The sequence below is a fragment of the Dactylosporangium sp. NPDC051541 genome (assembly GCF_044454505.1).
Lineage (GTDB): Bacteria > Actinomycetota > Actinomycetes > Mycobacteriales > Micromonosporaceae > Dactylosporangium.
In genome coordinates this window covers 332,631-353,436 of record NZ_JBITDU010000009.1, presented here as the reverse complement: position 1 = coordinate 353,436, position 20,806 = coordinate 332,631, and the positions used below count along the sequence as shown (strand labels likewise).

At 72.8% G+C, this 20,806-nt stretch carries 20 protein-coding genes and 2 tRNA genes; 8 read left to right on the top strand and 14 right to left on the bottom strand.

Annotation, left to right across the window (positions count from 1 at the left end; genetic code table 11):
* Positions 1–158 precede the first annotated feature (158 nt).
* The 12 genes from ACIA8L_RS35875 to ACIA8L_RS35820 all read right to left on the bottom strand — a co-directional run bounded on the left by ACIA8L_RS35875 (position 159) and on the right by ACIA8L_RS35820 (position 10,488).
* Positions 159–839 (bottom strand): hypothetical protein, encoded by a 681-nt coding sequence (locus ACIA8L_RS35875; protein ID WP_395911533.1) that lies wholly within the window; start codon positions 837–839, stop codon positions 159–161.
* A 51-nt stretch (positions 840–890) separates the two neighbouring features.
* Positions 891–2,174, bottom strand: a complete 1,284-nt coding sequence (locus ACIA8L_RS35870; protein ID WP_395911531.1) for a VWA-like domain-containing protein — start codon at positions 2,172–2,174, stop codon at positions 891–893.
* Complete coding sequence (locus ACIA8L_RS35865) at positions 2,171–3,349, bottom strand: AAA family ATPase (RefSeq protein ID WP_395911529.1); 1,179 nt, start codon at positions 3,347–3,349, stop codon at positions 2,171–2,173. Before ACIA8L_RS35865 ends, ACIA8L_RS35870 begins: the two co-directional genes overlap by 4 nt.
* Positions 3,350–3,395: 46 nt before the next feature.
* Positions 3,396–4,871: an ankyrin repeat domain-containing protein gene (locus tag ACIA8L_RS35860; protein ID WP_395911527.1), complete on the bottom strand. Its 1,476-nt coding sequence runs from the start codon at positions 4,869–4,871 to the stop codon at positions 3,396–3,398.
* On the bottom strand, positions 4,868–5,986 hold the full coding sequence (locus ACIA8L_RS35855; protein WP_395911525.1) for a gala protein: 1,119 nt from the start codon (positions 5,984–5,986) through the stop codon (positions 4,868–4,870). Before ACIA8L_RS35855 ends, ACIA8L_RS35860 begins: the two co-directional genes overlap by 4 nt.
* Positions 5,980–7,179, bottom strand: a complete 1,200-nt coding sequence (locus ACIA8L_RS35850) for an SDR family NAD(P)-dependent oxidoreductase (protein ID WP_395911523.1) — start codon at positions 7,177–7,179, stop codon at positions 5,980–5,982. Before ACIA8L_RS35850 ends, ACIA8L_RS35855 begins: the two co-directional genes overlap by 7 nt.
* A 350-nt stretch (positions 7,180–7,529) precedes the next feature.
* Positions 7,530–7,606 (bottom strand) — tRNA-Met (locus ACIA8L_RS35845).
* Positions 7,607–7,627: 21 nt separating this feature from the next.
* Positions 7,628–7,700 (bottom strand) — tRNA-Asp (locus ACIA8L_RS35840).
* Complete coding sequence (locus ACIA8L_RS35835) at positions 7,691–8,098, bottom strand: VOC family protein (protein WP_395911521.1); 408 nt, start codon at positions 8,096–8,098, stop codon at positions 7,691–7,693. The genes ACIA8L_RS35840 and ACIA8L_RS35835 overlap by 10 nt, the downstream gene beginning before the upstream one ends.
* Positions 8,099–8,167: 69 nt before the next feature.
* Positions 8,168–8,629 (bottom strand): hypothetical protein, encoded by a 462-nt coding sequence (locus ACIA8L_RS35830; RefSeq protein ID WP_395911520.1) that lies wholly within the window; start codon positions 8,627–8,629, stop codon positions 8,168–8,170.
* 28 nt (positions 8,630–8,657) lie between these two features.
* Positions 8,658–9,251, bottom strand: coding sequence for an RNA polymerase sigma factor (locus ACIA8L_RS35825; protein ID WP_223096506.1), 594 nt, complete (start codon positions 9,249–9,251; stop codon positions 8,658–8,660).
* A gap of 97 nt (positions 9,252–9,348) precedes the next feature.
* On the bottom strand, positions 9,349–10,488 hold the full coding sequence (locus ACIA8L_RS35820; protein WP_395911517.1) for a S8 family peptidase: 1,140 nt from the start codon (positions 10,486–10,488) through the stop codon (positions 9,349–9,351).
* A 114-nt stretch (positions 10,489–10,602) separates the two neighbouring features.
* On the opposite strand from ACIA8L_RS35820, the gene ACIA8L_RS35815 reads away from it, so the two are divergent.
* The 6 genes from ACIA8L_RS35815 to ACIA8L_RS35790 all read left to right on the top strand — a co-directional run bounded on the left by ACIA8L_RS35815 (position 10,603) and on the right by ACIA8L_RS35790 (position 18,168).
* Positions 10,603–13,122, top strand: coding sequence for an ATP-binding cassette domain-containing protein (locus ACIA8L_RS35815; protein ID WP_395911515.1), 2,520 nt, complete (start codon positions 10,603–10,605; stop codon positions 13,120–13,122).
* 89 nt (positions 13,123–13,211) lie between these two features.
* The gene (locus ACIA8L_RS35810) at positions 13,212–13,949 is read left to right on the top strand and encodes a dienelactone hydrolase family protein (RefSeq protein WP_395911513.1); all 738 of its coding nucleotides are present in this window, start codon (positions 13,212–13,214) and stop codon (positions 13,947–13,949) included.
* Between the two features lie 5 nt (positions 13,950–13,954).
* On the top strand, positions 13,955–14,233 hold the full coding sequence (locus ACIA8L_RS35805; protein ID WP_395911511.1) for a DUF6295 family protein: 279 nt from the start codon (positions 13,955–13,957) through the stop codon (positions 14,231–14,233).
* A gap of 135 nt (positions 14,234–14,368) precedes the next feature.
* Positions 14,369–16,246, top strand: coding sequence for a propionyl-CoA synthetase (locus tag ACIA8L_RS35800; RefSeq protein WP_395911509.1), 1,878 nt, complete (start codon positions 14,369–14,371; stop codon positions 16,244–16,246).
* A gap of 62 nt (positions 16,247–16,308) precedes the next feature.
* Positions 16,309–16,884 (top strand): ATP-dependent Clp protease proteolytic subunit, encoded by a 576-nt coding sequence (locus ACIA8L_RS35795; RefSeq protein ID WP_395911507.1) that lies wholly within the window; start codon positions 16,309–16,311, stop codon positions 16,882–16,884.
* 69 nt (positions 16,885–16,953) lie between these two features.
* Positions 16,954–18,168 carry a serine hydrolase domain-containing protein gene (locus tag ACIA8L_RS35790; protein ID WP_395911506.1) on the top strand — a complete coding sequence of 405 codons (1,215 nt, stop codon included), beginning with the start codon at positions 16,954–16,956 and terminating at the stop codon, positions 18,166–18,168.
* 47 nt (positions 18,169–18,215) lie between these two features.
* Here the strand turns inward: ACIA8L_RS35790 and ACIA8L_RS35785 are convergent, their stop codons facing one another.
* Positions 18,216–18,923, bottom strand: coding sequence for a hypothetical protein (locus ACIA8L_RS35785; protein WP_395911503.1), 708 nt, complete (start codon positions 18,921–18,923; stop codon positions 18,216–18,218).
* 133 nt (positions 18,924–19,056) lie between these two features.
* Between ACIA8L_RS35785 and ACIA8L_RS35780 the strand changes: the two genes are divergently transcribed.
* Entirely contained in the window at positions 19,057–19,623 is a 567-nt protein-coding gene (locus ACIA8L_RS35780; RefSeq protein WP_395911501.1) for an O-methyltransferase, read from the top strand.
* Between the two features lie 68 nt (positions 19,624–19,691).
* Positions 19,692–20,168: an STAS domain-containing protein gene (locus ACIA8L_RS35775; RefSeq protein ID WP_395911499.1), complete on the top strand. Its 477-nt coding sequence runs from the start codon at positions 19,692–19,694 to the stop codon at positions 20,166–20,168.
* Here the strand turns inward: ACIA8L_RS35775 and ACIA8L_RS35770 are convergent.
* Entirely contained in the window at positions 20,113–20,781 is a 669-nt protein-coding gene (locus ACIA8L_RS35770; RefSeq protein WP_395911497.1) for a pentapeptide repeat-containing protein, read from the bottom strand. The two genes, ACIA8L_RS35775 and ACIA8L_RS35770, sit on opposite strands and share 56 nt — an antisense overlap.
* Positions 20,782–20,806 lie beyond the last annotated feature (25 nt).

Genomic DNA, 20,806 nt, shown 5'->3' with positions numbered 1-20,806 from the left:
CCGCAGGCTCCGGTGCCGGCGTCGCCGAACTGTGCCTCCGGTGAGCGGCCTCTCCGCTCCGCTGCGAACCGCTCACACCGCCACCTCCGCAGGCTCCGGTGCCGGCGTCGCCGAACTGTGCCTCCGGTGAGCGGCCTCTCCGCTCCGCTGCGAACCGCTCACGACTTCACCAGCGGCCGCCAGTGCTGCACAGAGCCCGCGTCCCGCACGGTGTACCCGAGCTTCTGCACCTCATCGCGCAGCTCCTCGGCATCGCCGCCGCTCTTGGCTTCGAGGGCTTTGGCCCGGGCCGTGAGGAGGGCGTTGACGGCCGCCGGAAGGTCGGGCAGGTCCGGCACCCAGCGCCGGAACAGCTCCGCGTAGGGGTCCGCGGCCACCCACGGATACCCCAGCTCCAGGAAGGTCCGCGACACGCGGGCACTCCCGGCGTTGTCGAGCCGATCCCGCACCAGCTGCCGCGACTGCCGATCCAGTACCACGAGCAACTTCCCGTCGACGAAGACGGCCTCGACATCCCGCCGCGCGATGCTGACCCGCTTGTCCCCCCGCACCACGGTGAGCGAGTCGGCCCCGACGGTGACCCGGAGCGCCTCCTGCACCGCGACCACCCCGGCCGCCGCCCCGAGCAGCACACCCGCCCCGACGATCCAGGCCAGCCCCCACCCGGAGTCGAGCTCCCGAACCAGCCGCAGCGGCCCCCCGAACGGCACCCACGGCAGCGTGAGCAGCCACCGGGCCACGACGGGCAGTACCCACCCGGCCAGCCCCCCGCCCACCGGGAACCCGACCAGCACGAGCACCCGATCCCCGAGCGACAACCCCAGCTCACGCTCACCCATGACACCCACGCTAGGCACCACTGCCACACCCTGGACAGTCGCCGAAGGTTGTCAGGTGTCCGTGATGTGCACCGCCTCGATCCAGGGTGGGGTGTCGGGCGGGTCGGAGCCGATGAGGCCGGCGATCACGCGGCAGTTCGTGGGCTCGTCCGGCCAGGGGGTCAGGCCGTCGGTCAGGACGACGATGATGTTCGGCGGCTCCGGTCCGCGGCGGGCCCGTTCGATGCCGACCCGCATGTCGGTCCCGCCGCCGCCGCTGAGCTGGACCTGGTCGGCCCTGCTCACCCGGGTCACGGCCTGCACGTCGGCGTCGCAGGCCAGGACCGTGACCCGGTTGCCGCGGATGCCGACGGCGCGCAGGACCCCCGTCACCTCGGCCAGGCAGGCCGAGAGCTCGTCGTCGCCCATCGAACCCGACGTGTCCACGACGATCGCCACCCGCGGCAGGGGCTGGCGCAGGCTCGGCAGGACGACGCCGCGCAGGGCCCCGCTGCGCCGCCCCGGCCGCGCGTAGGTGTAGTCGACCGCCCCGCTGGCCCACACCACCGCCTGCCGCAGCGCCCCGGTCAGTCGCCGCCGCCAGTCGATCACCGGCTCGGCGACCGAGTCGGCCCAGCGCAGCCACCCACCCGGCACCGAACCGCGGCCCCGCGCGTGGCCCCGGATCGCGTCGGCCGTCTGCCGGCGGATGGCCCCCGCCTCGACGTCACGCACCCCGGGCGCGCCGTCGGCCCCGAGCTCACCGGCGACCGGCATCCCGTGCGCCCCCGACCCGCACTGGACGTGGATGGTGCGCGAGTGCGGTATGCCGGCCAGGTACTCCTCGAACACCCGCCCCGCCGGCAACCCGAACATGCTGGGCTCGACCCGGCCGGCCGGCAGCGGCAGCCCGTCCTCGAGCAGGTCGTCGTTGATCTCACAGTCCTGCGCGAGGTTGAGCCGCAGCCGGTCGTCCCGGTCGGCGTCCCGCAGCCGCGCCGCCCGCCCGTGATGGTCCCGCAGCAGGTGCGCCACCTCGTGCACCCACACCCCGGCCAGCTCCTCGACGGGGTGCGAGCCGACGAAGTCCGGGTTGACGTACAGCCGCCAGTAGCGGTCGACTCCCATCGTCGACAGGTGCCAGGACGGCACGACGGAGAGCGCGTACATGGCCGAGGCGAGATACGGCCGCAGCTTCGCCGCCCGATACCGCGCCGCCAGCAGCCGTGTCCGGTCAAGCGCCTTCCCCGCCGGCTCCCGCTCCTCCGCCCGCAGCTGCCCGTGTCCCGCGTCCGCGTGGTCCCCGTGCCCAGCGTCCGCGTGGTCGCCGGTCGGGGCGGGTGGGGGAGTGGTCATGCCCTGATCCCGGCCAGGCGGAGGATGTCCGCGAACGCCAGGATCGTCTCCGGCACCGGCCACGACTTGTCGCGCATCACGGCGAGGTCGTTCGCGGCGCGGGCGGCCACGTCCGGGACGCCCGCGTCGACGGCCTTCGCCAGGACCGTCCAGGCCGCCTCCCAGCGGGGGCGGGTCGTGTTCGACTGGACGGCGGAGACGACCGCGGTCAGGAACGCCAGCTGGCGGTCGCCGCGCTCCGGCAGGGTGAACGCGTCCGGGTTGGCCAGGACGCGGTTGGGGTCGGGCAGGTCGAGCTCCTCCATGTAGGTGATGAGCTCCAGGCCGGCGCCGTCGCCGATCGCGCCGACCAATGCGGTGGCGAGGGCTTCTTGGGAGGCGTCGCTGGCCATCGCGAACGTCAGCAGCCGCAGCGCCATCTCCCACGTGCGCGGGGACGGCCACGCGCCGCCGCGGGCCTCGGCGTCCGACGGCAGGTGGTGGGTGAGGCCGGGGCGGGCGGTCAGGAAACCGGACAGCGAGCCGCGGGCGCGGGCCAGGGCCGACGCGGCCCGGCGGGGGTCGATGCGGGGGATGTCGGCGGTGGGCCAGGTGCCGGCGAGGCCGCGGGCGACGACCTCCGGGTCGTGGGTCCAGTGCAGGTGGACGAAGCGGTTGGCGAGGGGCGGGCTGAGGTGCCAGCCGTCGGCGGCGCTGGCCGGCGGGTTGGCGGCGGCGACGACCCGGACACCCGGGGGCAGTTCGAGGCTGCCGACCCGCCGCTCCAGGACGACGCGGAGCAGGGCGGCCTGCACGGCGGGCGGGGCGGAGGAGAGCTCGTCGAAGAAGACCAGGCCGACGCCGCCGCGGGTGAGGCGGACGGCCCAGTCCGGCGGGGCCATGGGGACACCCTGGGTGGCCGGGTCGTTGCCGACGACGGGCAGGCCGGCGAAGTCGGACGGCTCGTGGATGCTCGCGATGACGGTCTCCATCGGCACCGCGAGCCGGTCGGCGAGCTGCTGCAGCGCGGAGGACTTCCCGATGCCCGGCTCGCCCCACAGCAGCACCGGCAGGTTGGCCGACACGGCCAGCGCGAGCGCCTCGAGCTGGACGTTGTCGCGCCGCTCGACGCGGGTGGCGCGGGTCGCGGCGAGCAGTTCGTCGGCCGCGGCGAGCAGGTTGAGAGCCTCCGTCATGCCCGCGAGACTAGCCGGGAGGTACGACAGAATTCCGCGCGAAAAACTAGGCCGGGAACGGCTCGCCGCGCAGCTGCTCGAAGTCCTCGCGGATGGATTGGCCGTGGTCGTCGGACGAGCGGGGATCGGCGCCCGCGGCGAGCAGCGCCTGGATCAGCTCCTCGGACCCGTCGTCGTGGACCGCCGAGTGCAGCGGCGTCCGGCCGGTGGCGTCCCGGGCCTCCAGGTCGAGGCCGGCGGCCAGGAGCCGGGACAGCAGCGCCGGCCAGCCGGGCCGCCAGTCGACGCAGGGGAGCAGGTGCGCCAGGGTGCGGCCGTGAGCGTCGCGGGCCCGCGGGTCGACCCCGGCGTCGAGCCGGGCGACGACCGCGGCCAGGTCGCCGTGCAGCATGCGCAGCAGCAGGTCCCGCCGCTGCTCCTCCAGCCGCCGGGGTAGCCGGAAGCTCCGGTCGGCCCAGGCGACCTCGGCCGCGAAGCAGCCGTGGACCTCGCCGCCGAGGGCCCGCAGCACATCCTCCCGCTGCCGCTCGCCGTCGCTGTGCGGCATCCGCATCCGGCCGCCGTCCCACCCGAGCACGTGCCAGTCCCCGCCGCAGCGCACACGCACGGTCGGGTCGCCTGCGGCCGGTACCCCCGCCGCTTGAAAAAACGGCTCGAGCAGCGGACCGATCAACGGGTGCAGGTCGGCCGGGTAGATCCGGCCGTGGCGGACGAGGTGCAGGTCGACGGGGCGCAGGAACGGCGCGACCGGCATCCGGGCGGTGTCGTCCGCGGTGACGCCGTCGACCCATTCGGCTCGCGCCGGGCCGCCGTTGACGGTGTGCAGCCGCAGGTCCAGGAACGTCAGCGCGATCGACGACGCCGGCCGGCCACTGGCCCAGGCCGCCGCGACGACCGCCGCCGGGTCGACGTCGAGGGTGTCGAACGCCCGCCGGACATAGCGTTCCTGGAAGTCGTACGGCCGCTCGATCCGTGGCTCCGGCACCTCGACGCCGGCCGCCGCCCAGGCCTCACGGGTCCGGCCGGCCGCCTGCAGGTCCAGCCGGGCGAGGGTGTCGGGGCCGCAGGTGCGGGCGACGAGCTCGCCGGTCTCGCGGTCGTCCCACAGGTGCCGGGCCGCGCTCCAGTCGCGTTCGCCGTGGTAGTGGGTGTCGCCGGGGTACGTGACGACGAGCCGCAGGCGCTGCGTGGAGAACGCGACCCGGGGTGTGGCGACGCCGAGCACCCGGTCGCCGCGCCGGGCCAGGACGATGAGCAGGCGCGGGTCGATGGTCGTCTCGCCGCGGCCGGGGCTGCGGGGCAGGTGCCAGCGGACCAGGTCGGGCACGAGGTGGCGCAGGTCGTCGGCGAACGGGCCGAAGTCGGCGTCGGCGGCGACGCTCATCCCGGCGGCGGCGCACGCGGCCCGCCAGTCGCCGGCGAGTCGGGCGGCGGTGGCCGCCTCGATCATGGCGCGGGGCACGGCGTATCGGCGAATGCGCCGCCACACCGCGAGCTCGTCCCGGGACAGCGGGAACGTCACCGGTACACGCTCACGATCTCACTGGCCAGGGGCGGTTCGCCACCGGGCAGCAGCTCGGTCAGCCGCCGCTTGACCCGCCGCGGCACGTCCGGACCGAGCGTGAGCCGGCGCAGGGCCGTGCGGCCCGTCTCGACCGCCGCGAGCAGGCGCTTGGCCCCGCGGCCGCGGATGCCGGTGTGGCGCAGGTCGAGGCGGCGCAGCGGGCTGTCCGGCAGCGCGTCCGCGAGCAGCCCGGCGCCGGCGTCGCCGACCGTGTTGTCGACGGCGCCGAGGACCCGCAGCGACTGCGGCCGGCTCAGGTCCAGACTGTCCAGGTCGGACAGGCGCGCGGCGACCGGCTCGACGTCGGTCAGGCCGTTGCCGCCGAGGCCCAGGACAGTACCCCCGCGAACAATGCTTGTGCAGACCTCCCGCACACCGTCGTCGCCGAGGCGGTTGGCCGACAGGAACAGGCCGGTCACGCCGCACCCGGCGAGGAGCCGGCCGAGCAGCGGCGCCGCCGGCGGGCCGAGGCCGTTGCCGCCGAGGAAGACCCGGGTGACGGGCCGCTCCCGCGCGGCCAGGGCGTCGACCAGCAGGGCCAGGCCGGCCTCGGAGATGCCGGTGTTGACCAGGTCGAGCGTGGTGATGGCGGTGTTGGTGCGCAGCATCGCGGCCAGGTGGCGGGCCCCGGCGTCGCCGAGCGGGTTGCGTTTGAGCCACAGCGCGGTCACGGTGTCGTCGGCCGCGAGCCGCTCGAACAGGGGCGCCGCACCGTCGGCGTCGATGGCGTTGCAGCCCAGGTACAGCGTCTCCACCCCGTGCCCGGGCGCGAGCGACGCGGCCAGGGCGGCGGCTCCGGGCGCGCCGAGACCGTTCGTGCCCAACAGCAGATGCGTCCCGTGCCCGGACCCGACGACCCGGTCCAGCACCCGCGCCACCCCGTCCGCACCGAGCCCCTGTTTGCACAGGTCGAGGCGTCCGTCGGGCTGCAGCGTGCCGAGCGGGAAACGCTCAGTCGCGGCGACTCCGGCGGGATCGGTCAGCCGGTCCAGGAGCGGCTCCAGAAGCGCAAGATCAGCCGGGGGTACTGCCGGTGCCCGCAACACCGGGCACGAGATCTCGGCCGCTACCACCGCACCACCCGATAGTCCTTGAGGAAGACCCCGTGCACCGGGTCGCCGTGCACGCCCCGCACGATCGGGTCGTAGACGCGCGCGGCCCCGTCGACGACGTCCAGCGGCACCCGGAAGCCCTTGGCGTGCAGCGCTTCCCGGGTCGGGTGCGGCCGCTCGTCGGTGACCCAGCCGGTGTCGACGCTGGTGACGTGGATGCCGTCGGCGGCGTACTCGCCGGCGACCGTCCGGGTGAGCATGTTCAGGCCGGCCTTGGCCATGTTGGTGTGCGGGTGGTCGGCGGTCTTGTTCGCCCGGCTGAAGCTGCCTTCCATGGCCGAGACGTTGACGACGTACCGGTCCGGGAACGGCGACGCGCGCAGGCTCGGCCGCAGCCGGGCGGTCAGCAGGAACGGCACGAACGCGTTGATGACCTGCACCTCCATCCACTCCCGGGGCGTGACCTGGTGCGCCTTCAGCGTCCAGCTGTTGACGGGGCGCAGGTCGAGGGGCTCGCCGGTCTCGTCGAGCGCGCCGGCCGGGAAGAACAGGCTCGCGGCCGGCAGCGCGGGGCGGCCTTCGGCGGCGGCGAGCTCGCGGTAGTACTCGGCGGGCCGCTGGATGGTCTGGGCCGCGTTGTTGACCAGGATGTCGAGCGGCCCCGCGGCGGCGACGGCGTCGGCGAGGGCGACGACGCCGGGCAGGTCGAGGAAGTCGACGCCGTGGATGCGCAGGCGGTGCCGCCAGTCGCGGACGTCCGGCACCGCGTCGTAGCGGCGGGCCGCGTCCACCGGGAACCGCGTGGTGACGACGACGTCGGCCCCGTCGCGCAGCAGCTTCAGCGCCGTCTCGAACCCGATCTTGATCCGCCCGCCGGTGACCAGCGCCCGCCGCCCGGTCAGGTCACAGCGGGCGTGGCGGCGCGCGGCGTTGCCATCGGCGCACCCGGCGCACATGCGGGGATAGTCGGCCGGAACGTCGCGATAGGGCGACTTGCACACGTAGCAGCGCCGGGCCCGGATGAGCGGCCCGTCATCGGGGCCGTTGAGAATCCGCCGGTCATGCGCGCTCGCGGCCGTACGCCGTTCGGCCTTCCGCACCTTCTTGCGCGACTTGTAGGCCCGGTCGACGGCCGCGACGACCCGTTCGTCGGCGTCGTCCATCGAGGCCAGCACCCGCAGGCAGGCCTCGACGTCGTCCGGGTCGAGCGGCACGGCAGTATGGTAACCACGGCGTCGAGGCAGCGCGTCCAGCTGTGCCGCGGACGGCAACCACCGCACCGTGGGGTGTCCGGGGGCTCGGCCCCCGGAGCAGACATGGCGCCCGACCAGGTCCGCGCTCTCCGCGGACAGGGTGAGCCCGGGAGTGACCACCGCACCGTGGGGTGTCCGGGGGCTCGGCCCCCGGAGCAGACATGGCGCCCGACCAGGTCCGCGCTCTCCGCGGACAGGGTGAGCCCGGGAGTGACCACCGCACCGTGGGGTGTCCGGGGGCTCGGCCCCCGGAGCAGACATGGCGCCCGACCAGGTCCGCGCTCTCCGCGGACAGGGTGAGCCTGAGGGCGCGCGGACCGGCCGGAATCGAACCGGCGTCCTCACCGATTATGAGTCGGCGCGCGACGACCTCTGCGCTACGGTCCGCGTGGGTTCGGCACCCAGACGGCAAGGCCGGCCGGAATCGAACCGGCGTCCTCCTGCTCGATGCGCCGGCGCGACGACCTCTGCGCTACGACCTCGCCGGCGCGAAGTTTACCGGCCGGGTCCGCGGCTGGTAGAGCTGGTGCAGGACGAAGCAGTTGCCGTCGGGGTCGCGGAAGCTGGTGACCCGGGAGAACGGGCCCTCCTCGATCGGGGTCTCGAAGACGATCCCGCGTTCGGAGAGCTCCTCGTAGGTCTTCTCGATGTCGTCGGTGTCCATGACGATGCCCTCGAGCGAGCCGGCGGGCATCGAGTCGAACCAGGTGACGAGCGTGAACGACGTCTGGCCGTGCTTGGGGGCGACCTCGACCCAGCGGCGTTCGCCCTCGTCGTTGTCGCTGATGAGCTCCCAGCCGAGGGCGTTGATGTAGAAGTCGCGGGCCCGGTCCTGGTCGGTCACGGGAATGGAAACGATCTGCACGTGGTCGATGGGCATCGCGGGCTCCTCGCAACGTCGCCTTTTTTGCGACGGTACCCCCGAAATGCTGGGCTTTTGCGAGGATTTCTACAATTGCACCCATTCTGTGCGGACCGGCACGAATGCCCCTTCGACCGCGGGCTCGCAGCGCAGCCGCACGGGCCCGGCCGCGACGCCGTCGAAGCGGAACCGGCCCTCCTCGTCGGCGGTCGTCTCGTGCGAGCCGGCCGGCGACTCGACGACGACCTTGGCCGGGATCACCGGGGCCAGCTCGCCGACCACGTCGACGGCGCCGGAGCGCGCGGTGACCTGGACGTCGATCGTCAGCGCACCGCTGAAGAACGTCAGCACTCGGGGAGTGCCGCCGCGGATCCCGCCGCGGACGGCGATGAGCCGGTCGAGCGAGTCGCGGGTCAGCTCGGCCAGCGCCGCGTCCGGATCGCGCCACGCGAGGCTCGCGCGCGCGGCCGCCAGAACGTTGGGCGGCACCGGGTCGCGCCGGCCGGCGATGTCACGCAAAGAGCTCAGCACCTCTTCCTCCCCGATCATCGGGTCGGCCCTGCCCAGCCGCGGTGGGTCATATCGAAGTCGCCAATCGTCGGCGCAGCGTGCCCAGGCAGCGCTTGCGGGTCGGTCCGATACTGCCGATCGGCACGTCGAGCGCGGCCGAGACCTCGGCGTAGCTCGGCGGGGGATCGGCGATGAGCACCCGCAGCAGCTGCTGGCACTGGCTCGACAGGGTGCGGAACTCGTGCCACAGCAGTGCGTCGCGCTCGTCGCGCAGGACACCGGCGTCCAGCTCGTCGGTGGTGGGCTCGACGCCGGCCGGTGCGCCGCCGAGGGTCTCCACGAAGTCGCCGGCCGAGCCCGCCGGCACGTCCCGGCCGCTCTTGCGCAGCAGCGCGATCGCCTCCCGGCGGGCCGTCGTGGCCAGCCAGGAGCCGAGCTTGTCGGCGTCGCGCACCGCATCGACGTGCTCCACCAGCCGCAGCCACGTGGCCTGGCTCACATCGGCGGCGTCGGACTGGCCGAGCTGGAAGCTGCGGGCCACCGACCACACGAGGTTGGCGTAGCGGTCCACAATGGACTCCCACGCCTGCTGGTCCCCGGCCGCGGCCGCCCGCAGCAGTGCGGCATTCTCGTGCTCACCGGGGCTTTCGGGGTCGGCCATGGCTCCGAAGGGTAGCATCGCGGCCACCGGACGACGGGGTGCGGCGACCAGCGTGCCGCACCCCGTCACCCCCCTCCCCCTGGTGTGATGCATGACGTCACGCCACCCCGGCGTAGCGGCCGTAGCGGTGCGCCGCCCCGGCCACCACCGTCTGCGCCGCCTTCACGGCGGAGCCCGCCGCGGGCAGCGCGTCGGCGATCGCCGCGGCGACGTACGGCGCGGCGAACGAGGTGCCGCTCCAACGGGCCCAGCCGTCCGGGAAGCCCTCGTGGTGCACATACGTGCTCAGCACGTCCGCACCCGGGGCGGCCAGGGTGATCCACGGCCCGGTGTTGCTCCAGTTGCAGATCCGTCGTCCGTCGTGGGCGGCGACCGCGACCACGCGCCGCCGCCACGGCGCGCTCGTCCCGGCATACGCGGCCGGCCAGAAGGGCCGGTCGTGCTGGCCGTCGTTCCCGGCCGCCGCCACGACTACCCGGTCACCACTCGTCAGCAGGCCCCCCAGCGCCGCCGTGAGCAGGACCGGAGGCCGGTCGTCCAGCGAGTATCCCCCCAGCGAGAGGTTGATGATCGGGTCGTCGCCCGCCTGCCGGAGGGCCGCGACCAGGTCGCTCTCCCGGCACACCCCGAACGTGTCGACGATCCTGACCACTCTCGGCTGCACCCGCCGGGACCGGCCCAGCATCACCCCCGCGATGAAGTTGGCGTGCCCGGCGTCGCTGTCCCCGCCGTCACCGGGCTCGTAGTCCGCGGTGATGTACCTTTCCTGCGGCAGCGGGCTGTTGCGCCACACCCCGGTGTCCAGGACCAGCACCGCCACCCCGCCGTCACCGTCCGGCGCGGGCAGTCGCCCCGGTGCCGCCGGCCGGGGCCGTCCGTAGGCCCCGGCGTGGGCGAGCGGCGTCGAGACGAACACGTGGTTCGGCGCCGCCGCGACCCGGGTGTCCCCGGCCGCCTCCGCCTGCACCCGCACCCGCCGCGCGGCCCGCGCGACATCGAGCCCGGCCAGCCGGACCCGCCGGAAGCCGGCCGGGACATCCCCCTCCTCGACGATGTCCCGGACGGCGAGACCCTGCTCCACGAAGGCCTGACGGGCGGTGGCGAAGTGCTCGTCGAGCACCACCAGCTCGTCGGCGACGAACCGCACGGGCGTGCCGTCGGCCCGGTCCTCGCGGCGGACCCACGGCAGGCCGGCGAGTCGCCGGGCGCGCTGGGCGCGCCACTCGTCGGGGGCCATCGATCCTCCTGCACAGGTCTCGCTCCGGTCTCGTCACACATGAGGGCGCCCGGCGGCCTCCTGATACATGGCCCCGGGTGTTTTCTGTCGCACCCCCACGGCATGATGAGGCCCGTGGCGAGCATCGATCAGCAGACGGTGACCCGGGACCTGCGGGTCCTGGAGGTCACCAGCGGCGACAAGCAGGCGACGGTCCGTCCCGACGACACCGTGACCATCGGCCGTGACGCCGCCAACGACCTGGTCGTCGAGGGCACCCTGATCTCCCGGCGGCACGCCGAGGTCATCTGGAACGACGACGGCTGGTTCCTGCGCGACCTCGACAGCCGCAACGGCGTCTACGTCAAGGGCGAGAAGGCCGCCTTCGTCGCCGCGACCGACGGCGGCGAGGTCCGCCTCGGCGCCGCCGACGGCCCGGCGGTCACGTTCAAGGTGGTGACGATCACCGAGCGGCTGCCCGTCGAGGCCGCCCCGCCGCAGCCGCGGGAGACGACCCAGCACGAGTTCGGGGCCGGGCGCATCCGGCTCGGCCGCGGCGCCGACAACGACATCGTCCTGACCGACCTGCGCGCCTCCCGCAACCACGCGGAGCTGCGCCGCACCCAGACCGGCGGGTTCGAGGTCGTCGACCTGGGCAGCCGCAACGGCACGTTCCACAACGGCAACCAGGTCGCCAACCGCCACGACATCGCCCCCGGCGACATGATCTCCATCGGCCGCCACGAGTTCATCTTCGACGGCGCCAGGCTGCACGAGTTCGAGGACGCCGGCCCGTCCTCGCTGATCGCCGACGACCTCACGGTCCGCATCAAGGACGCGATCATCCTCGACGACGTGAGCTTCGCCCTGGCCGAGGGCAGCGTGCTGGCCATCATCGGGCCCTCCGGCTGCGGCAAGTCGACCCTGGTCAAAGCCGTCGCCGGGCTGCGGCCGGCGACCCAGGGCCAGGTCCGCTACGACGGCCGCGACCTCTACGCCGACTACGCCGAGCTGCGCTACCGCATCGGCATGGTCCCGCAGGACGACGTGCTGCACCGCCAGCTCACCGTCCGCCGGGCCCTGCGCTTCGCCGCCGCCCTGCGCTTCGCCGACGACGTCCCGCGCAAGGAGCGCAGCGCCCGCGTCGCCGAGGTCCTCAAGACCCTCAACCTCACCGAGCGGGCGAAGCAGCGCATCGACAGCCTCTCCGGCGGCCAGCGCAAGCGGGTCTCGGTCGCCTTGGAGCTGCTCACCGAGCCCAGCCTGCTGTTCCTCGACGAGCCGACGTCCGGCCTCGACCCGGCCCTCGACAAGGAGGTCATGGAGGAGCTGCGGGAGCTGGCCGACAAGGGCCGCACGGTCGCCGTCGTCACCCACAACGTGATGCACCTGGACCTGGCCGACCGGGTCCTCGTGCTCACCGTCGGTGGGCGGATGGGCTTCTTCGGGCCGCCCGGCGAGGTGCTGAGCTTCTTCGGCGCCGAGGACTACGCGGAGGTGTTCCGCGAGGTCACCAGCAACGCCGAGCACTGGGTCCGCAAATACCGCTCCTCACCGGAGTACACGCGCTACGTCACCGACCAGATCGCCGAGGCCCCACCGCCGAAGCCCGAAGCCGTGGAGAGCGTCACGGTCCCGGCCCAGCGCGTCCCGGCCGCCGCGGCCACCGCGGTCATCGGCGAGGCCACCGCCGAGCAGCCGATGCCCGCGCGATCCGCTCCAGCCGCTCCGGCGGTCCCGGCGGGCTCGGCGACGCCGGCGCCGCAGCTGGCGAAGGTCATCGGCCGGGCCCGGGTCAAGCTGGGCGGGCCGTCGCTGCGCAGCCGGGTCGTGCACCCCGCGGCCCCGATCCGGCAGTTCCTCACGCTGTGCTTCCGCATGGTGTGGGTGATCGGCGCCGACCGCGGCCTGAGCGTCTTCATGGTCGGGCTGCCCCTCGCCCTGGCCCTGCTGACCAGGACCGTCCCGGGGGAGAACGGCCTCGCCCCGGGCCTGACCCGGTTCAGCCTCGAAGCGCAGCGGCTCCTGGTGGTGCTGGCCGTCGGGGCCGCGTTCCTGGGCACCGCCGCCGCCATCCGCGAGCTGGTCAACGAGTCGACCATCTACAAGCGGGAGCGGGCGGTCGGGCTGTCGGCGGGGGCCTACCTGGCGTCGAAGGTCTTCGTCTTCTCCGTGATCATCATCGTGCAGACGGCGCTGTTCTCCTGGCTGGCGCTGCTGGGCAAGAACCCGCCGAAGGACCCGCTGATCTTCAAGGAGCACTGGCTCGTGGAGATCACGATCCCGGTGGCCATGGTCGCACTCGCCTCGATGGCGTTCGGCCTGCTGGTCAGCGCCCTGGTCAAGACCACCGAGCAGACGACACCGGTCCTGGTCGTCGCCGTGATGGCCCAGCTCGTGCTCTCCGGCGGCCTGTTCGAGCTGGGCGGGCAGAAGGTCCTGGAGCAGATCTCCTGGCTGTTCCCGACCCGCTGGGGCATGGCCGCGGGCGGATCGACGGTCGACCTGCAGTCGATGATCCCGTTCAAGGACGCGCTGTGGGAGCACACCGCCGGGGCCTGGTGGCGCTCGGTGCTGATCCTGCTCCTGCAGATCGTCGTCCTGGTCGGCCTGGCCCGCCTCGCCCTGCGCCGCTCCGAACCCGGCCGCCAGTAGCCCCCGGCGGCGCGGCCGGTCGTCCGGCCCGCCGCCCACGGGGATATTGTTCGCTCGGCTAAGGAACCAGCGAGCGACGGAGTTGCAGCATGGCAGACGCGATGCGGGCCGAGACGGTGTTCATCGGTGAAGAGAAGATCCAGGCCTACCAGGCGTGGCCGGTCGACACCGCCGGCCCGGTGCCCGGGGTGGTGGTCATCCACCACCTGCCCGGCTACGACGACGCCACCAAGGAGATGGTGCGCAAGTTCGCCGCCAACGGCTACGCCGCGATCTGCCCCAACCTGTTCTGGCGGGAGGCGCCCGGCGCCTCACCCGACGACGCGTCCGCCTTCGTGCGCGGGCAGGGCGGCATCGCCGACGAGCAGATCATCACCGACGTCGCCACCGCGGCCGCGGCCCTGCGCGGCCTCGACAACGCCAGCGGCAAGGTCGGCGTGATCGGGCACTGCTCCGGCGGGCGGCAGGCGCTGCTCGTCACCACCGCCGTCGACCTCGACGCGGCCGTCGACTGCTACGGGGCGTTCGCCCTGGAGCCGCCGCCGACCGGGTTCCCACTGCGGGTCACCTCGATCCAGGACCGGCTGGCCGACGTGCGCTGCCCGGTGCTGGGCCTGTTCGGCGACGACGACAAGTACCCGGCGCCGGCCGAGGTGGCGCGGCTGGCCGAGCTCATGGCCGAGCACGGGAAGCCCTTCGAGCACCACAGCTACGAAGGGGCCGGGCACGGCTTCTTCGCCGTCGACCGGCCCTCCTACCGGCCCCTGGCCGCCGTCGACGGCTGGCAGCGGATCTTCGCCTTCTACGCCGAGCACCTGGGGAGCTGACCGGCATGTGCACCTACGAGACGCAGACCGTCGACGTCGAGGGCGCCGGGAAGGGCGCGACCGGGTGGTTCGACCTCACCCAGGCCTCCGTGTACGTCGACCACCCGCAGCGGGCCCCGTTCGGGCACACGGTGAACATCGACTTCGCCAACCCGGGGCAGGGGCCGTCGGCGCGGGTCGCGGTCGAGCTCACCGAGGAGGCCGCCCTCGCCCTGGTGGCCGCCATCCAGCGGGCCATCGCGTCCGCTCCGGCCGGGCTGGCCAGCGCGAACGCCCCGGTGTAGCGGCGGACGGCACCAGGCTCGGATCACCGTCGCCGGGGCCGGCGGCTCCAACCGGGCCAGCCCGGGCGGCGCGCCGGTTGCCGGCCGCCGCGGGCGCATGTAGCGGATCTCACGATCGCGGAGCAGGATCGGGGCATGGGCGCCTACCTCGACACGTATCAGCAGAGCCTCGCCGACCCCGAATGGTTCTGGCGGGACGCGGCCGGTGGTGTCGAGTGGGAGCGCATGCCCATCCGGGTGCTGGACCGGGACAATCCGCCGTTCTACCGGTGGTTTCCCGACGCCGAGCTCAACACCTGCCACAACGCGCTCGACCGGCACGTCCGGCAGGGCCGCGGCGACGACGTCGCGCTCATCTACGACTCGCCGGTGACGAACAGCCTCAACAAGTACACCTTCCGGCAGATGCTCGATGAGGTCGCACGCTTCGCCGGCGCGTTGCGTGCGCTCGGTGTGGAGCGAGGGGACCGGGTCGTCGTCTACATGGCGATGGTGCCCGAGGCGGTCATCGCGATGCTGGCGTGCGCGCGGCTCGGGGCGGTCCACTCGGTGGTGTTCGGCGGGTTCGGGCCCAAGGAGCTCGCGGCCCGCATCGACGACGCCAAACCCAAGGTCGTCGTGGCGACGTCGTGCGGGATCGAGCCGACGCGGGTCGTGCCCTACAAGCCACTGCTGGACGCCGCCATCGACGAGGCCTCGCACAAGCCCGCCCGGTGCGTGATCCTGCAACGCCCGCAGGCGCCCGGTGAGCTGCGCGACGGCGACATCAGCTGGGCCGATGCCGTCGCGGAGGCCACCGCCGTCGAAGCCGTCCCGGTGGCGGCGACCGATCCGCTGTACATCCTGTACACCTCCGGCACCACCGGCCGGCCGAAGGGGATCGTCCGTGACAACGGCGGCCACGCCGTCGCGCTGACCTGGTCGATGGCCAACATCTTCGACTGCGGGCCCGGCGACGTCTTCTGGGCCGCCTCCGACGTCGGCTGGGTCGTCGGGCACTCCTACATCGTCTACGCGCCGCTGCTCGCCGGGGCGACGACGGTGTTGTACGAGGGCAAGCCCGTCGGCACCCCCGACGCCGGCGCGTTCTGGCGGGTCGTCGCCGATCACGGCGTCAACGTCATGTTCGCGGCGCCGACGGCGATCCGGGCGATCCGCAAGGAGGACCCGGACGGGGCCCGGATCGACCGTGCCCGGTTGCGCTCGCTGCGCACGCTGTTCCTGGCCGGGGAGCGGCTCGACCCGCAGACCTACGAGTGGGCGGGCGAGCGGCTCGGCGTGCCCGTCGTCGACAACTGGTGGCAGACCGAGACCGGCTGGCCGATCGCCGCGAGCCCGCGCGGCCTCGAGGAGTTGCCGACCAAGCCCGGTTCCCCGTCGGTACCCGTACCCGGCTACGACGTCCAGGTGCTCGCCGGCGACGGAAGCCCCGCCGCGGCCGGGACGGACGGCGCGATCGTCATCAAACTGCCGATGCCGCCCGGATGCCTGCCCACCCTGTGGGGCGACGACGAGCGGTTCATCCAGTCCTACCTGGCCGCGTTCCCCGGCTACTACCTCAGCGGCGACGGCGGCCGGTTCGACGACGACGGGTACCTCTACGTGATGGGCCGCACCGACGACGTCATCAACGTCGCCGGCCACCGCCTGTCGACCGGGGCCATGGAGGAGGTCCTCGCCTCGCACCCGGCGGTCGCCGAGTGCGCCGTGATCGGGGTCGACGACGAGATCAAGGGGCAGGTGCCGCGCGGGTTCGTGGTGTTGAAGGCGGGGGTCTCGACCGCGGCTGCGACCGTCTCCGCCGAGCTCGTCCAGCTGGTGCGGGACCGGATCGGGGCGGTGGCGTCGCTGCGGAGCGTGCAGGTGGTGGCCGCATTGCCGAAGACACGCTCGGGGAAGATCCTGCGGCGGACCATGCGGGGGATCGCCGACGGCCGGGAGGAGCCGGTCCCTTCGACGATTGAGGATGCTTCGGTACTGGACGCCCTCCGACCCGTGTTGAGAACGCTCTAAGCGAACACGCTCACGGCGAACAGGGGGTTTCTCCCGGCCGCCGGGGCCATACCGTCAGAGGCATGGCTGACAACCCGATCCCCTTCGACAGTGCCGTGTTCGACCGGCTGCTCGGCAAGCGCATCATCGTGCTCGGCACCGAGGTCAACGACGAGAGCGCCAACCGCATCTGCGGGCAGCTGATCCTGCTCGCCGCCGAGGACTCCGAAAAGGACATCAGCTTCTGGATCAACTCGCCGGGCGGCGCCGTGCACGCCGGCCTGGCGATCTACGACACCATGAAGTTCATCAAGAACGACGTCTCCACCGTGGTCATGGGCATGGCCGCGTCGATGGGCCAGTTCCTGCTCAGCGCCGGCACCCCGGGCAAGCGCTACGCCCTGCCACACTCCCGCGTGATGATGCACCAGCCGTCCGGCGGCATCGGCGGCACCGCGGCCGACATCGCCATCCAGGCCGAGCAGATGCTCTTCACCAAGAAGACCATCCAGCGCCTGATCGCCGAGCACACCGGCCAGACCAACGAGCAGATCGAGCTCGACTCCGACCGCGACCGCTGGTTCACCGCACCCGAGGCCCTCGAATACGGCTTCGTCGACCGGGTCGTGGAGGGCGCCGAGCAGCTGGCCCTTTCCTGAGCCCGACCGGCGGTTTCATGGCGGCGGCGCCTATTGTCGGCCGGTTTACGGAAGATCTACAGTCCGGCTGTGAGCATTGATCGCGAAGTGGCGCCCGAGCAGGCCGGTTTCGACGCCGGGCGGCTGGCCCGCCTGGACGCCCACTTCGCGCGATACGTCGACGACGGCCGCCTCGCCGGGTGGCAGCTGGCGATCGCCCGCGACGGGCGGGTGGTCCACCACAGCGTCTACGGCCACCGCGACGCCGAGGCCGGCCGGCCGGCCGAGCCCGACACCCTGTGGCGCCTCTACTCGATGACCAAACCGATCACCTCCGTCGCCGCGATGCTCCTGTGGGAGGAGGGCCGCTTCGAGCTCACCGACCCGATCAGCGACTGGCTGCCCGAGTTCCGCGACATGCGCGTGTATGAGAAAGGCTCGGCCGGCGCCCCGTTCACCGTCCCGGCGATCGAACCGATCCGCGTCTGGCACCTGCTCACCCACACGTCGGGCCTCACGTACGGCTTCCTGAACACCTCCGTCGTCGACGCCCTCTACCGCAAGGCCGGCTACGACCTGAGCGTGAAACCGGGCGCCGACCTGGCCGAGGTGTGCCGCGACTTCGCCGCCCTGCCGCTGCTGTTCCAGCCGGGCCAGGGCTGGGGCTACGGCGTCAGCACCGACGTCCTGGGCCGCCTGGTCGAGGTCGTGGCCGGCGTCGCGTTCCCGGAGTTCGTCCGCACCCGCATCCTCGACCCGCTGGGCATGACCGACACGACCTGGTCCGTAGCCCCGGGCGAGCCGCGCCTGGCCGCCCTGTACGCCCCGACCCCGGACGGCCGCCGGGTCCGCTTCGACGCTCTGGCCAACCAGGCGTACGAGGAGCCGAAAGCCCCAGCGGGCGGCGGCGGCCTGATCTCGACCGCCGCCGACTACCAGAAGTTCATGACGATGCTCCTACGCCGCGGCGACGGCCTGCTGGCCCCGCGGACGGTGGCGTTCATGACCCGCAACCACCTACCGGGCGGCGTAGATCTGGACCGGCTGCAGACGGGCGGCTTCGCGGAGACGACATTCGAGGGCATAGGCTTCGGCCTGGGCTTCGCGGTAGTCCGAGACCCAACCCCGGCCCGCGTCTACAGCACCCCCGGCACGTACTACTGGGGCGGCGCCGCGAGCACAGCCTTCTGGATCGACCCGGCGGAACGCTTGACGGTCGCCTTCTACACCCAACTGATCCCCTCGAGCACCTACCCCATCCGCCCCCAACTCCGCCAGCTTGTCTACAGCGCCTTGACCGACTAGAGCCGCCGCGTGAGGGGTGTGGGTGGAGGCACGCCTCCCCCTCGAAATCAAACAAACGCGAGGCTGCCGCCGCCGGTGGCGATTTTGACCTTGTGGGCGGAGTTGGCGTCCTGCTTGATCGTGCCGGACTGGCTGCCGCCGTCCAGCTCCGCGGTCAGGGCGTAGCCGTCGGAGGTCAGGCGCAGGTTGACGTTGCCGCCGCCGCTGTCGATGTCGATTCGGTCGGGGGCCTGGGTCAGTTTCACGTCTACGGGGCCGCCGCCGGTTCTGGCCTGGAACTCCGGTGGGGCCAGAGCGTCGCCCGTCATGGCGCCGCCGTCGGTCTGGACGTCGATCAAGCCGGTCAGGCCCGTCAGTTCGATGCGGCCGCCGGAGCTGTCCAGGCGGGCGGTCAAGGTCGAGGGCATCTCCAGCACGTACGAGATCGAGCAGTCGTGCTTCGGGCAGCTGTCGGAGCCCAGGATGAGCTCGCCGCCTTCGACCTTCTGTTTGCGGGTGGGCTTGTCGGCTTTGAACGTGGAGGTTTCGGTCACCTTGATGGTGTCGCCGCTGCCGGCCTTGATGGTGATCGTGCCGCCGTCGCTGTCCACCTCGACGACGCTCACGTCGTCCTTCACCTCGAACGCGTTCGTGGCGTGCTGCTCCGCGCCGTCCTTGGCGGGCTGGTCGGGGGCGGCGGACGGTGAGCCGCAGGCGCCTAGGGCCAACAGGACGGCGGCGGCGGGTGTGAGGACCCGCAGGGGCAGTGACTTCACGGAGCACAGCTTTGCACGCGAAGCGCGACGACCATCGGCAGGGGCGGCATCCCAAAGGCCAACCCAAAGATCCCAAAGGCCACCGAAAAGCCAACCCGAGGCCGGGCGAAGTCGGGGAAGGTAGGGTGCCGCCGTGAACATCGTCGATTCCGCTTATGCCCGGGCATCCAGCCACAATTTCGGGCAGTCCTGCGAGCCGGCCGTCGGGCAGTTGCTGGCCACCCTCGCCGCCGGGCTGCCGCACAACGCGCGCGTCCTCGAGATCGGCACCGGGGTGGGGGTCGGGACGGCCTGGATCGTCAGCGGGCTGCTGCCGCGCACCGATGTCAGTGTCACGTCGTTGGAGTCGGACGAGGCGACGGCGGCGATCGCGAAGGGTGCGGACTGGCCGGCGTTCGTCGAGTTCAAGGTCAATGATGCGCTGGATTACCTGGAGACGCCGGGGGAGGGGTTCGATCTCATTTTCGCCGATGCCTTCGGGGGGAAGATCGAGGGCCTTGACCGTACCCTCGCGAATCTCAACCCGAGGGGGACGCTCGTCGTGGACGACATGGCCCCGGTCGAGGGATGGCCGGCGGACTTCCGGGCGAAGCAGGAGGGCGTGCGCCAGGCGCTGCTCGCCGATGCGGGCCTGGTGGCGGTGGAACTGGCCCACGGCACGGGCGTGATCATCGGCGTCCGTCGACACCCGGCGGGCTGAACGGCCCCACGAGGGGTCGGCCGCCCGGCCCCTGACACCGGGGGAGCGGGGTCGGTACCGTCACTGCGATGAGTGCGGTCGTGCTGGCCCTGCACGGGCTGCTGGTGGAAGGGACCGTGGCGACCATCGAGCCGGTGCTCGCCGGGCTGCTGGTCGCCGACGAGCCCCGGCTGGTGCTGGACGTGTCGCAGGTGACGGTGTGCGACACGACCGGGGCGCAGCTGCTGGTGGACGTGGCTGACCTGGCCCGGTCGCGGGGTGGGGAGCTGCGGCTGGCGGCGCCGTCGCCGGCGATCCGGTCGTGGCTCAGTGTCGCGGCGGGGATGAGTGACATCGCCGCGTTCGCCACGGTCGAGGGGGCGCTGGACGCGGACCCGCGGGATCTGGTCGGTCAGGGGCCGGTGCAGCCGGCGGTCTGCGTGGAGGAGCCGCCGCCGCTGACGGCCGGGCCCCACCGGACGTCGGCGCAGAAACGGCCCCGATGGCGGGTCAACCCTTCGGGCCGCGCACGATCACGCCGAGGTCCCGCATCACCGCGTCGGTGAGCCCGGGCAGCTGCGCCGGTTCGATCGTCACCCCGCGCAGGCTGTTCATGCCGCTGACCTCGGACAGCTGGTTGCCGCGCAGGTCGGCGCCGCGCAGGTCGCAGCTTTCGAAGGACATCTGGCGCAGCCGGCAGCCCTGCATCGCGGCGTGGGTGAGCACGCAGTCGCGCAGGTTGGTGTTGACCAGGACGCAGCCGACGAACCCGGTCGGGCCGGTGGTGTTGACCTCGTCGAGGGAGGCCCCGTCGAGCCGGCAGCCTTCGAACAGCACGTTCGACAGGCGGGACTCGGCGAGATTGGCCCACGTCAGCTTGCAGTTGACGAAATGCACCCGTTCGAGGGTGAGGCCGGTGAGCCGGGCGGCGGTGAAGTCGACCTTCTCGAACCGGCAGCCGGTGATCGTCACGTCTTCCCAGACGGCGCCGTTGAGGTCGAGGTTCTCCAGGTGGGAGCGGCGCAGCCGGGCGTCGATGAGGCTGCTGCGGATGGCCCGGCCGGTCTGCACGTGGGCTTCGTTGAGGTTGCCGCCCCAGGGCGCGCTGACCGGCTCGAGCTCGCCGGGGTCGAAGGCGGGTAGCTCGATCTCGATGTCGTGCACGTTGCGTCCGGCCACGTCCCTCACCGTAAAGGGTGACGCG